The organism is Streptomyces sp. NPDC111802 (assembly GCF_055634335.1).
Window position 1 is genome coordinate 1 of the sequence record NZ_JBVKCZ010000028.1, and the last position, 12,639, is coordinate 12,639.

The following is a 12,639-nucleotide window of genomic DNA, read 5'->3' on the forward strand; positions in this document are numbered from 1 at the left end:
CAGCCGAAGTCGGCCGCACCCTGCGGGGTGAGGAAGCCGCCGACCGCGATGAGCGAGCCGAACAGGTACAGCCAGTAGGCGAACATGTTCAGCCGGGGGAACGCCACGTCCGGCGCGCCGATCTGCAGCGGCATGATCCAGTTCGCGAAGCCGGCGAACAGCGGCGTCGCGAACATCAGCAGCATGATCGTGCCGTGCATCGTGAACGCCTGGTTGAACTGCTCGTTCGACATGAGCTGCAGACCGGGCCGGGCGAGCTCGGCGCGCATGAGCAGCGCCATCACGCCGCCGATCACGAAGAACGCGAACGACGTGACGAGGTACAGCGTTCCGATCGTCTTGTGGTCGGTGGTGGTGAGCCACTTGACCACGACGTTGCCGGGTTGCCTGCGCCGGACCGGCAGCTCGTTCTCGTACGAGTCCTCAGCTGCCGCGGCACCCTGGGGTTCGTTGAGGATGCTCACAGGTTGTTCGTCTCCCGGTTCTTCTCGTGGCTCGTCTGCGCGATGCCGGCGGGAACGTAACCGGTCTGCCCCTTCTTGGCGAGGTCCTTGAGGTGCTGCTCGTAGCGCTCGGGGGAGACGACCTTCACGTTGAACAGCATCCGGGAGTGGTCGACGCCGCAGAGTTCGGCGCACTTGCCCAGGAAGGTGCCCTCCTTGTTGGGGGTCACCTCGAAGGCGTTGGTGTGGCCCGGGATGACGTCCTGCTTCATCAGGAACGGCACCACCCAGAAGGAGTGGATGACGTCACGCGAGGTGAGGACGAAGCGGACCGTCTTGCCCTTGGGCAGCCACAGGGTGGGACCCGGGTTGCCCGTCTGCGGGTTCCGGGTACCGGGGGTACCGCAGTCGTAGACACCGCCGGCGTTCGCCGGGAAGTCTTCCTTGAACCGGGTCGGGATCGCGTCCAGTTCCTTGGCCGTCTTGGCGTCGCCGGTCGAGCCTTCGACGTCCGCGACCATGTTGAAGCACCAGCTCCACTGGAAGCCGACGACGTTGACGGTGACGTCGGGCTTGTCCTTGAGGCTGAGGATCTTCGACTCGTCGCGGGCCGTGAAGTAGAACAGGACCGAGACGATGATGAGCGGGACCACCGTGTACAGCGCCTCGATCGGCATGTTGTACCGGGTCTGCGGAGGTACCTCGACCTTGGTGCGGCTGCGCCGGTGGAACATGGCGCTCCACAGGATCAGCCCCCACACCAGCACGCCAACGGCGAGCGCAGCCGCCCAGGAACCCTGCCACAGGGAGAGGATCCGCGGAGCCTCTTCCGTGGTCGGGGTGGGCATACCAAGGCGGGGGAAGTCTTCCCAGTTGTACGAGCAACCGGTGGCTGTCGCCAGGACCAGGCCCGCGGTCATTGCCTGCAGCAGCTTCCGCCGCATCGGGCGCCGCGGCGAGCGGTCGGAGCCGTTGGGACTCACGTAGCGCCTTCCCGAGAGTCTCGCCCGCGCGGATCGGCTGCGGCCTGGCCTTCTCGCTGGTCGGTCGCCGCCCTGCGTCGGGCAGGGGTTTGGATGTTTATGCGGACCAAACCCTACTGGACGCTATTTGGGGTCGCGCGAGGAGGGGTGCCTACTAGCTCGGGTGGTTCGCTGGATTGGCGGGTGCGGGCTCGTTGTGGCTGATCGCGCCCCGCGGCGGAGCCGCTGATGTCACCGCCCGCGCCCCTTTGGGGGCGCCCGGGAGCCGGACGTTCTAGCGTTGCTGTGTGGCTTACTTCGACGCTGCTTCCAGCGCTCCGCTTCATCCTGTTGCACGGCAGGCACTGCTGGCCTCCCTCGATGAGGGGTGGGCTGATCCCGCCCGTCTCTATCGGGAAGGGCGGCGGGCGCGGTTGTTGCTCGATGCGGCTCGGGAAGCAGCCGCTGAGGCTGTGGGCTGCCGACCGGACGAGCTGGTCTTCGCGTCGTCCGGCACTCGGGCCGTGCACTCAGGGATCGCCGGGGTGTTGGCCGGGCGCCGTCGCGTCGGGCGTCACCTGATCGTGTCCGCGGTCGAACACTCCTCGGTGCTCCATGCGGCCGACGCGCACGAGGCCGACGGGGGGTCGGTCACCCAGGTCGCGGTGGACCGTGCGGGGACGGTGAGCGTGCAGGGCTACGCGGACGCCCTGCGCCCGGACACCGCGCTCGCGTGTCTCCAGTCGGCCAACCACGAGGTGGGGACCGAGCAGCCGGTGGCCGACGTGGCCGCCCTGTGCCGGGAGGCCGGGGTGCCGTTGCTGGTCGACGCGGCGCAGTCACTCGGGTGGGGGCGCGTCGAGGGCGACTGGTCGGTGGTGACCGGGAGTGCCCACAAGTGGGGCGGTCCGTCGGGGGTCGGGTTGCTCGTGGTGCGCAAGGGCGTGCGGTTCGCCGCGCAAGGGCCCTCGGACGAGCGGGAGTCGGGGCGGGCGGCCGGGTTCGAGAACATCCCGGCGATCGTCGCCGCGGCGGCCTCACTGCGGGCCGTACAGGCCGAGGCGGTTCAAGAGGCGGCACGGCTGCGGGAGTTGACGGAGCGGATCCGGGCGCGGGTGCCGCAGCTGGTGCCGGATGTGGAGGTGGTCGGCGATCCGGTGCGCCGGCTCCCCGGCATCGTCACCTTCTCCTGTCTCTATGTCGACGGGGAGACACTGCTGCACGAGCTGGATCGTTCGGGGTTCTCGGTTTCGTCCGGTTCATCCTGTACGAGCAGCACACTGACGCCCAGCCATGTGCTCAGGGCGATGGGGGTACTGAGCGAGGGGAACGTGCGTGTGTCCCTGCCGTCCGGGACGGCGGCGGAGGATGTCGAGCGGTTCCTGGAGGTGCTGCCGGGGGCGGTGGCGGGGGTGCGGGAGAAGCTCGGAGCGCCGGTCACCCGGGCGGTCGTGCGGGAGGACGACGTCCTCGTCGTTGATGCCGTGGACAAGCTGTGCCCGATCCCCGTCATCGAGCTCGCCAAGGTCATCGGCGAGGTCCCGGTGGGCGGCACGGTCCGGGTCCTCGCGAACGACGAGGCGGCGCGACTGGACATCCCGGCGTGGTGCGAGATGCGAGGACAGCAGTACGTGGGCGAGGAACCGGCGGAGAAGGGAACGGCATATCTTGTCCGCCGGGTGATCTGACCCCCGCAGGGCGCGCGGAATCAGCTCAGGTGCGTCCGAACCTCTTCTCCCGCGTCATGCCCGTACGCCTTGGTGAACCGGTCCATGAAGTGCGCGCGCCGCAACTGGTACTCCTGCGTGCCCACCGTCTCGATGACGAGCGTCGCCAGCATGCAGCCGACCTGCGCGGCCCGCTCCAGGGACACGCCCCACGCCAGCGCCGACAGGAACCCGGCGCGGAAGGCGTCGCCGACACCCGTGGGGTCGGCCTTGCGCTCCTCCTCGGGGCAGCCGACCTCGATCGGGTCCTCGCCCTTGCGCTCGATGCGTACGCCTCGCGAGCCGAGGGTGGTGACCCGGTGGCCGACCCTGGCCAGGATCTCCTCGTCCGTCCAGCCGGTCTTGGACTCGATGAGCCCCTTCTCGTACTCGTTCGAGAAGAGGTAGGTCGCCCCGTCCAGCAGTATCCGGATCTCGTCGCCGTTCATACGGGCGATCTGCTGGGAGAAGTCGGCCGCGAAGGGGATCGCGCGGGAGCGGCACTCCTCCGTGTGGCGGAGCATGCCCTCGGGGTCGTCGGCGCCGATGAGGACCAGGTCGAGGCCGCCCACGCGGTCCGCCACGGTCTTCAGCTCGATCAGCCGGGCCTCGCTCATCGCGCCCGTGTAGAAGGAGCCGATCTGGTTGTGATCGGCGTCGGTGGTGCAGACGAAGCGGGCGGTGTGCAGGGTCTCGGAGATGCGGACCGAGCCGGTGTCGACGCCGTGCCGGTCCAGCCAGGCCCGGTACTCGTCGAAGTCGGAGCCCGCGGCGCCGACCAGGATCGGCTTCGTACCCAGTTGGCCCATGCCGAAGGCGATGTTCGCGCCTACGCCGCCCCGGCGTACGTCCAGGTTGTCGACCAGGAAGGAGAGCGAGACCGTGTGCAGCTGGTCCGCTACGAACTGGTCGGCGAACCGGCCGGGGAAGGTCATGAGGTGGTCGGTGGCGATGGAGCCGGTGACTGCGATACGCACGGCGTGGAGTCTCCTGCGGAGAGGTGAGGTTGACATTCCACGCTACCGTTCGTGACCGGGACACAGAAGCAGGCAAAACTACCCGATAGTAGATCTTTCTTCGCGGGCTCAAGCGTGCATACGGTGCCGCTATGACGAAATTCGAGGTCCGTGCCCCTGCTCCGGCCGACCCGGAGGTCGACCTGGCGTCACTGCTGGGTGACTGCGCGCGGATGGCTCCGCACTGGGCCGTTCCCGACCGTGTCCTTTCCCGTCCGGTCTCCCCGTCACGCATCCACGGGGTGAGCGTGCCGCCGAAGTCCGCGCGGCTGCTGGACGCGATGTCCGACTACGGGGACTGACCGGACTGGGCCGATCGGGCGACCGGTCGGCGTGCGGCGGCCGAATCGGCGCGGTTCGGCCGCTTCGGCGCGAGCTCAGGCGCGAGTTCAGGGAACCGTGCGCTCCCCCGCTGCGTCCCATCGCTGTCCCCCGTAAAGGGGATGCGGGATACGACCCGACGGACCGACCTCTTTGACAGGGCCGGGTCAGGGTCATGGGACATGTGCGCAGCCGAAGGAGCGATGCGGTGAACACCGAGCGACCCGACAACGACGACGCGGGCGCCTCCGGCAAGGACGCGGAGGAAGCACGGGCGCAGCAGGGTGCCGTCGGTGCTGAGGGGCTCGCCGCCAAGGACGGGGAGGCAGGCGGAGCTCCTGACACCGGGGACGAGAAGGCCGAAGCGGCGCGCGAGAGCGACGAAGCCCCGGCGGCGCAGGAGGCCGCTGAGGGCGGGGCGGAGACCGAGGGGCCCTCGGAGGCTCCCGACGCACCCGTCGCTTCCGCCGCCGCGGACTCCGGGACCGCCCCCGCCCCGGATGCCGAGGACTCCGCCCCCGCTCCGGACGCCGAACACGACGACACCCACGACGGCTCCCGTCGCCGCTCCCCCGCGATCATCGCCTCCGTCGCGGCGGCCGTGCTGCTCGTCGGGGGCGGCGGGGCCTATCTCGCCGCCAACGCGTCCAGCGGGTCGGACGGCGGTACGTCGTCCGGGGCATCCGGCGACGACACTCCCCCGCCGCTCCACCTCGACGGCTACACCGAGGGCGGCGGCAACGGCATCGCCCCCGGGGAGCCCAACCCCTACGGCGTCACCTACAAGGCCGACGGCGAGCTGCCGGACGGGCCCGGATCGGCGCCGGTGTACCGGGCCGGGGGCCAGGTCGGCGCGGACGAGGTGGCCCGGCTGGCCGCGGCGCTCGGGGTGGACGGGAAGCCGGTGGCGCAGGGACAGACCTGGCGGGTCGGGTCGACGGACGGGGCTGGGCCCAGTCTGCAGGTGAACAAGCAGGCGCCGGGGACCTGGACCTTCTATCGGTACGCCCCGGGCCCGGACAACTGCCAGAGCACCACCGTCTGCGCCAAGGCCCCCACCGACCAGGCGGGCGGCGACCCGGTGAGCGAGGCCGTCGCCAAGAAGGCCGCCGCGCCCGTGCTCAAGGCGGTGGGTCAGGACGACGCGAAGCTCGACGCTAGCCAGGTCATGGGCGCCCAGCGGGCGGTCAACGCGAACCCCGTGGTCGGCGGACTGCCCACGTACGGCTGGACGACCGGGGTGACCGTGAACGCCCAGGGTGAAGTGGTGGGCGGAAGCGGCCAGTTGAAGGCGCCGGTGAAGGGGGACACGTACCCCGTGCTGGACGCCGAGAAGACGCTCGGGATGATGAACGCGGCGCCCGGGACCGACCACCGCATGGGCATCGGCGGCTGCGCCAGTCCCGTACCGCTGAAGGACCGTCTTGAGGCCCCCTGCGGTGCGGAGGCCTCGGCGAGCACGCCGGCCAAGGAGACCATCAAGGTCGAGAAGGCGGTGTTCGGGCTGGCCGCGCACTATGTGGACGCACGGCAGACGCTGGTGCCGTCCTGGCTGTTCGAGGTGCGGACGCCAGGCGCGCAGGACAGTTTCACGGTGACGCATCCGGCGATCGACCCGAAGTACCTGGCCTCCTCCACGCCCTCGGAGGAGCCGTCGGGGCGGCCGAGCCCGCGGCCGAGCCATCCGAAGGACGAGCCGACCTCGGCGCCGGTCACGCAGAACGTGCCGGTGGACGGCTACACCGTCGACGGCAAGGAGCTGACCGTGGCCTTCACGGGCGGTGTGTGCTCCGAGTACGAGGTGACGGCGCGCGAGAGCGGCGACCAGGTGACGGTCAAGGTGACGTCGACCACGCAGCCGAAGGAGATCTGCATCATGATCGCCAAGGTGTTCCACAAGACCGTGCGGCTGGACCAGCCGCTCGGTGACCGCGAGGTCGTGGGCTCGGACGGCCGGAAGGTCCCGCTGGAGAAGCCGGGAGATCGGCTTCCGGAGACGTCCGGGGCCCGGTAACGGCCCACGGACACGGGAAGGCGGCGGCCCCGTCGGAGGGGGTCGCCGCCTTTCTGCGTGGGGGCGGGGCTCAGCTGAAGGAGTCGCCGCAGGCGCAGGAACCCGTCGCGTTCGGGTTGTCGATCGTGAAGCCCTGCTTCTCGATCGTGTCCACGAAGTCGATGGACGCGCCGCCCAGGTACGGGGCGCTCATACGGTCGGTGACGACCTTGACCCCGCCGAAGTCCTTGACGACGTCGCCGTCGAGCGAGCGCTCGTCGAAGAAGAGCTGGTAGCGCAGGCCGGAGCAGCCACCGGGCTGAACGGCGACACGCAGCGCGAGGTCGTCGCGGCCTTCCTGGTCGAGCAGGGCCTTGACCTTGGCCGCGGCGGCGTCACTGAGGATGATGCCGTCGGTGGCGGTGCTGGTCTCGTCCGATACGGACATCTACATCTCTCCCGGGTTGTACGGAGACTGCTTGCCGACGGTTGCAACCGGCGGGGCCGCGGATTCATTCCGGGCCGGGCGCTTGTCTTTCGGTTCTCTTCATGCTCGCACACGGTGCGCTCAGCGGAAAACGCCTCATTCGGGAATACCCGAGCCCGCACCGGGATTCACGTCACATCGACATGATGGCCGTCGTCAAACTGACGTGAACCGGTTATGATAGATAACGTCAATTCGACGAGAAGTCGATGAAGGTGTCCCGCTTGACCCGCCGGGTCCGGATCCTCCGGTCCCGGCGAGCCGCAGAACAGAAAGGGTGCGTGTCGTGACCACCGCCCAGACCCAGGAGCTCGACGTACAGCCGACGCCCCTCGCCCTGCTGCTCCTCGGCCGCGAGGCCGACCCGAGGAGCGAGCGCGGCGTCGAGTGTCCCGGCGACCTTCCCTCGCCGTCCGACCCGGACCTGGTCGAGCGCGCCCGCGCGGCCAAGGAGAAGCTCGGCAGCAAGGTCTTCGTACTCGGCCACCACTACCAGCGCGACGAGGTCATCCAGTTCGCGGACGTGACCGGTGACTCGTTCAAGCTGGCCCGGGACGCGGCGGCGCGCCCGGAGGCCGAGTACATCGTGTTCTGCGGTGTGCACTTCATGGCCGAGTCGGCGGACATCCTGACGTCCGACGACCAGAAGGTGGTCCTGCCCGATCTCGCCGCCGGCTGCTCGATGGCCGACATGGCGACGGCCGAGCAGGTCGCCGAGTGCTGGGACGTGCTGACCGAGGCGGGCATAGCCGAGCAGGTCGTCCCCGTCTCGTACATGAACTCCTCCGCGGACATCAAGGCGTTCACGGGCAAGCACGGCGGCACGATCTGCACCTCCTCCAACGCCAAGCGGGCGCTGGACTGGGCCTTCGAGCAGGGCGAGAAGGTGCTCTTCCTGCCCGACCAGCACCTCGGCCGCAACACCGCCGTCCGCGACATGGGCATGTCCCTGGAGGACTGCGTCGTCTACAACCCGCACAAGCCGAACGGCGGGCTGACCGCCGACGAGCTGCGTGCCGCGAAGATGATCCTGTGGCGCGGCCACTGCTCGGTGCACGGCCGCTTCAGCCTCGACTCGGTGAACGACGTGCGTGAGCGCATCCCGGGCGTGAACGTCCTGGTGCACCCCGAGTGCAAGCACGAGGTCGTGGCCGCGGCGGACTACGTCGGCTCGACGGAGTACATCATCAAGGCCCTGGAGGCCGCGCCGGCCGGCTCCAAGTGGGCCATCGGCACGGAGCTGAACCTGGTCCGCCGGCTGGCGAACCGTTTCGCGCCGGAGGGCAAGGAGATCGTCTTCCTCGACAAGACGGTCTGCTTCTGCTCGACCATGAACCGCATCGACCTCCCCCACCTGGTCTGGACCCTGGAGTCGCTGGCCGAGGGCAACCTGGTCAACCGGATCGAGGTCGACAAGGAGACCGAGGCGTTCGCGAAGCTGGCGCTGGAGCGGATGCTGGCGCTGCCGTAGGCCGTACGGCGCTCTGGGCGTTCTGGGCGTTCTGGGCGTTCTGGGCGTTCTGGGCGTTCTGGGCGTTCTGGGCGTTCTGGGCGTTCTGGATAACGGGAAAACGGCGGTGGCCGGGTCCCGAACCGTACTTCGCGGTTCGGGACCCGGCCACCTCGGGTCGTGCGATCAGACCGACGCGGGCTCCGTCTCGTCCGAGGAGGCCGCCTGGGCCTCGGTCTCCGACTGCCCGGTCAGCCCCGCCCGCTTCGCCCGCTTCGCCGCCCGCTTCTTCGCCCGGCGCTCCTTGCGGAGCTCCAGCATCGCGTAGAGGGTCGGGACGAGGAGCAGGGTCAGCAGGGTCGAGGTGATCAGGCCGCCGATCACCACCACCGCCAGCGGCTGGGCGATGAAGCCGCCCTCGCCGGTGACGCCCAGGGCCATGGGGAGCAGGGCGAAGATCGTCGCCAGTGCGGTCATCAGGATGGGGCGCAGACGGTGGCGGCCGCCCTCGATCACCGCTTCCACGACGCCGTAACCCTGCTTGCGGTACTGGTTGATCAGGTCGATCAGCACGATCGCGTTCGTCACCACGATGCCGATCAGCATCAGCATGCCGATCATCGCGGGGACGCCCATCGGGGTGCCGGTGGCGATCAGGAGGCCGATCGCGCCGGTCGCGGCGAACGGGATCGAGACCAGCAGGATCAGCGGCTGGACCAGCGAACGGAACGTTGCGACCAGCAGCATGAAGACGATCGCGATGGCCGCCAGCATCGCCAGGCCCAGGTTGACGAACGCCTCGTCCTGGTCCTCGGAGACACCGCCGATCGAGGCCGTCGCGCCCGCCGGGAGGGTCAGCTGGTTGATCTTGGACTGGAGGTCCGCGCTCACCGCGCCCGTGTTGTCACCGGTCGGCTTCGCGGTGATCGTGGCGGCGCGCTGACCGTCGATCCGGGTCATCGAGACCGGGCCGTCCACCAGCTTCACATCCGCGATGTCGCCCAGCTTCACCGGGCCCAGGCGCAGGTCCTGAAGCTGCTTCAGCGTCGTCGCCGGCTTGGCCGACTTGATGACGACGTCCCGCTCGGTGTCGTCGAGGGTCGCCTGGGCCGCCGTGTTGCCACGGACCGCCTGGGCCACCGCCAGGCCGAGGGTCTGGTCGTTGAAGCCCGCCGCGGCCGCCTTGTCGTTGGCCTTGACCGAGATCCGCGGCACGCTCTGCGCCAGGTCGCTGGTGACGTCCGTGACGTCGTCCAGTCCGGCCACCGCCTCACGGACCTGCTCGGACGCCTTGCGCAGCACGTCCCCGTCGGCCGCCTTCACGACGACGCTCAGGTCCTGGGCGCCGAAGCCGTCACCGGCGGCGATCGTGGTGGTGCCGATGCCGTCCAGCTTCTTCAGGCCGGACTCGATACGGCCCTGTACGTCGTCGTAGGACGCCGAGTCCTCCAGCATCACCTGGTACGACGCCTGGTTGGTGTCGGTGCCGCCGCCGAAGGCCGCCATGAAGCCGGACGAGCCGATCGTGACCTGGTAGTCCTTGACGCCCTTGGTGTCGGCGAGCAGTTGCTCGACCTTCTTCGCCTGCTCGTCGGTCGCCGCGAGGCTGGTGCCCGGCTTCAACTCCTGCTTGACGGTGAGGACTTCCTGCTCGCCCTGGTCGAAGAAGTTCGTCTTCAGCAGCGGCGCCATGCCGAACGTGCCGATGAGGATGACGATCGCGAGCAGCACGCTGGTGAGGCGGCGGCGGGTCGCGAAGCGCAGGACGGGGACGTAGAAGCGCTGGAGCCTGCTCTTCGCCTCCTTCTCCTCCGCCAGGCGGCGTGCCTCCTCGGCGTCCTCTGGCGTGCCCTTCGGCGCGCGCAGGAACCAGTACGACAGGACCGGTACAACCGTCAGGGACACGATCAGCGACGCCAACAGGGCCGCCGTCACGGTCAGGCTGAACGAGCCGAACAGCTGGCCCACCATGCCGCCGACCAGGCCGATCGGCAGGAACACGGCCACCGTGGTGAGCGTGGACGACGTCACCGCGCCGGCGACCTCGCGGACCGCCTTGAGGATGGCGTCCTCGCGCTCCTCGCCGTAGCCGAGGTGCCGCTTGATGTTCTCCAGGACCACGATCGAGTCGTCGACGACCCGGCCGATGGCGATGGTGAGCGCGCCGAGCGTCAGCATGTTGAGCGAGAGGTCCCGCGTCCACAGCACGATCAGGGCCAGGACGACGGAGAGCGGGATGCTCACCGCCGTCACCAGCGTCGAGCGGATCGACGCGAGGAAGACCAGGATGACGAGGACCGCGAAGAGCAGCCCGAGCGCGCCCTCCGTCGTCAGACCGTCGATGGACTTCTTCACCGCCGGGCCCTGGTCGCTGACCACGGTGACCGCGGCGTCCGAGCCGAGGTCCTTGCGCATCTCCGGGAGCTTGTCCTCGACGGCGTCCGAGATGGCGACCGCGCTGCCGTCGCGGTCCATCGTGACGGCGACCGCGAGCGACGGCTTGCCGTCGGTGCGGGTGATGGAGTCGGCCGGGGCCTGCTCCTGCTCGACCGTGGCGACGGCACCGAGGCGGACCGGCTTCTTCGCGGACGCGCCCTCGCCGGTGATCATGAGGTCCTCGATCTGCTGGATCGAGGTGAAGCCGCCGCCGACCTGGACCGTGCGGTTGTCGCCGTCCTCGTCGAAGGAGCCCGCCGGGACGGTGGCGCCGCCCGCCTGGAGGGCCTGGGAGATGGCCGCCGAGGTCAGGCCCGCGTCCGCCAGCTTCGCGTCGTTCGGGGTGACGGTGACCTGGAGGTCGCGTACGCCGTCGACGGTGACCTGGCCGACGCCGTCGATGTCCTTCAGGTCCGGCACGATGGTCCGGTCGATCCGGTCGGCGAGGGCCTGCTGGTCCTTGCCGGAGGTGACGGCGAGGACGACGGTCGGGATGTCGTCCGTGGAACCGGCGATGACCTGCGGGTCCACATCGTCCGGCAGCTGGACGCGGGCCCGGTTGACGGCCTGCTGGACGTCCGCGACGAGCTGCTGGGTGTCGGGGCCGTAGTCGAAGGACGCCATGATCACGGCGTTGCCCTCGCTGGCCGTGGAGGTGACGCCGGTGATGCCGTCGACGGCTTCGAGGCTGTCCTCGATCGGCTCGACGACCTGCTTCTCGACCACGTCCGGGGAGGCGCCCTGGTACGGCGCCAGCACGGACACCATGGGCAGTTCGATGGAGGGCAGCAGCTGCTGCTTGAGCTGGGGTATCGCGATGGCACCGAAGGCGATCGCGATGATCGACATCAGGCCTATCAGGGCACGTTGGGCGAGGCTGATTCGGGACAGCCAGGACATGGGTCAGGGTCTCTCTTCTGTGAGCGGCAGAAGTGGGCAGCGGACGTGGCAGGGGCGTCTTGGCGCACAAGTGAGCGCCCGCCCCTACACCCTGAGCCATCGGGGAGCCGTTTTTCATAGGCCCCAGGACCATTTCCTTATACGGCGCATACTCCCGGCGCAGTATGCGCGGTCGAGCTCACTCCACCCTTGGACGTACCAGCCCGGACTCGTACGCGATCACCACGAGCTGGGCCCGGTCACGGGCGCCGAGCTTGGACATGGCCCGGTTGACGTGCGTCTTCACGGTCAGCGGGCTGACCTGGAGGCGCTCGGCGATCTCGTCGTTGGAGTGCCCGCCGGCGACCTGGACCAGGACCTCGCGCTCCCGGCCGGTGAGGGCGTCGAGCCGCTCGGCGCGGGCGGGGTCCCGGTCGTCGTCCGCGCCGTCGCCCTGGGCGAGGAAACGGGCGATCAGGCCCTTGGTGGCGGCCGGGGACAGCAGTGCCTCACCGCCGGCCGCGATGCGGATGGCGCTGAGGAGTTCGTCGGGTTCGGAGCCCTTGCCGAGGAAGCCGGAGGCGCCGGCGCGCAGCGACTGCACCACGTAGTCGTCGACCTCGAAGGTGGTCAGTATGACGACGCGGACCTGGGCGAGGGCGGGGTCGGCGCTGATCATGCGGGTGGCGGAGAGGCCGTCGGTGCCGGGCATCCGGATGTCCATCAGCACGACGTCCGCCCGCTGTTCCTTGGCCAGCCGCACCGCCTGCGCCCCGTCGGACGCCTCGCCGACGACCTCCATGTCGGGCTCGGAGTCGACCAGCACCCGGAAGGCGCTGCGCAGGAGGGCCTGGTCGTCGGCGAGCAGGACGCGGATGGTCATGCGGGGTCCTCGTCTGTCAGGTGGCGTAACGCGTCTGTCATGTGGTGTGCCGCGTCCTCGGTC

10 protein-coding genes are annotated in these 12,639 nt (G+C 69.5%); 4 read left to right on the top strand and 6 right to left on the bottom strand.

What is annotated here, in order from left to right; all coding sequences use genetic code 11:
- The coding region (locus ACZ7NC_RS28115; RefSeq protein WP_471492267.1) for a cbb3-type cytochrome c oxidase subunit I at positions 1-464 on the bottom strand (464 nt) is incomplete at its 3' end.
- Positions 461-1,426, bottom strand: coding sequence for an aa3-type cytochrome oxidase subunit II (ctaC, locus tag ACZ7NC_RS28120; RefSeq protein WP_471492268.1), 966 nt, complete (start codon positions 1,424-1,426; stop codon positions 461-463). The genes ctaC and ACZ7NC_RS28115, both read right to left, overlap by 4 nt.
- 287 nt (positions 1,427-1,713) lie before the next feature.
- Between ctaC and ACZ7NC_RS28125 the strand changes: the two genes are divergently transcribed.
- Positions 1,714-3,093, top strand: coding sequence for an aminotransferase class V-fold PLP-dependent enzyme (locus tag ACZ7NC_RS28125; RefSeq protein WP_471492269.1), 1,380 nt, complete (start codon positions 1,714-1,716; stop codon positions 3,091-3,093).
- Between the two features lie 20 nt (positions 3,094-3,113).
- On the opposite strand, the gene ACZ7NC_RS28130 is transcribed toward ACZ7NC_RS28125, so the two are convergent.
- The gene (locus tag ACZ7NC_RS28130; RefSeq protein WP_471492270.1) at positions 3,114-4,088 is read right to left on the bottom strand and encodes a carbohydrate kinase family protein; all 975 of its coding nucleotides are present in this window, start codon (positions 4,086-4,088) and stop codon (positions 3,114-3,116) included.
- Between the two features lie 131 nt (positions 4,089-4,219).
- On the opposite strand from ACZ7NC_RS28130, the gene ACZ7NC_RS28135 reads away from it, so the two are divergent.
- Both ACZ7NC_RS28135 and ACZ7NC_RS28140 read left to right on the top strand, forming a co-directional pair.
- The gene (locus ACZ7NC_RS28135; protein ID WP_471492271.1) at positions 4,220-4,429 is read left to right on the top strand and encodes a hypothetical protein; all 210 of its coding nucleotides are present in this window, start codon (positions 4,220-4,222) and stop codon (positions 4,427-4,429) included.
- A 227-nt stretch (positions 4,430-4,656) separates the two neighbouring features.
- Complete coding sequence (locus tag ACZ7NC_RS28140; protein ID WP_471492272.1) at positions 4,657-6,462, top strand: hypothetical protein; 1,806 nt, start codon at positions 4,657-4,659, stop codon at positions 6,460-6,462.
- 70 nt (positions 6,463-6,532) lie between these two features.
- Here the strand turns inward: ACZ7NC_RS28140 and ACZ7NC_RS28145 are convergent, their stop codons facing one another.
- Positions 6,533-6,889 (bottom strand): iron-sulfur cluster assembly accessory protein, encoded by a 357-nt coding sequence (locus ACZ7NC_RS28145; RefSeq protein WP_030951236.1) that lies wholly within the window; start codon positions 6,887-6,889, stop codon positions 6,533-6,535.
- Positions 6,890-7,214: 325 nt separating this feature from the next.
- Here ACZ7NC_RS28145 and nadA point away from each other — a divergent pair, with 325 nt between their 5' ends.
- Positions 7,215-8,399, top strand: a complete 1,185-nt coding sequence (nadA, locus tag ACZ7NC_RS28150; RefSeq protein ID WP_471492273.1) for a quinolinate synthase NadA — start codon at positions 7,215-7,217, stop codon at positions 8,397-8,399.
- A 165-nt stretch (positions 8,400-8,564) separates the two neighbouring features.
- Here nadA and ACZ7NC_RS28155 read toward each other — a convergent pair whose 3' ends face one another.
- A complete protein-coding gene (locus tag ACZ7NC_RS28155) occupies positions 8,565-11,714 on the bottom strand; it encodes an efflux RND transporter permease subunit (protein ID WP_471492274.1) in 3,150 nt (1,049 codons plus the stop codon).
- Between the two features lie 178 nt (positions 11,715-11,892).
- On the bottom strand, positions 11,893-12,576 hold the full coding sequence (locus ACZ7NC_RS28160; protein WP_471492275.1) for a response regulator: 684 nt from the start codon (positions 12,574-12,576) through the stop codon (positions 11,893-11,895).
- Positions 12,577-12,639 lie beyond the last annotated feature (63 nt).

Coding starts and splice junctions, on each gene's coding strand:
- ACZ7NC_RS28160 (WP_471492275.1), bottom strand. CDS start 12,576: ATGACCATCCGCGTCCTGCTCGCCGACGACCAGGCCCTCCTGCGCAGC.
- ACZ7NC_RS28155 (WP_471492274.1), bottom strand. CDS start 11,714: ATGTCCTGGCTGTCCCGAATCAGCCTCGCCCAACGTGCCCTGATAGGC.
- ACZ7NC_RS28135 (WP_471492271.1), top strand. CDS start 4,220: ATGACGAAATTCGAGGTCCGTGCCCCTGCTCCGGCCGACCCGGAGGTC.
- ACZ7NC_RS28145 (WP_030951236.1), bottom strand. CDS start 6,889: ATGTCCGTATCGGACGAGACCAGCACCGCCACCGACGGCATCATCCTC.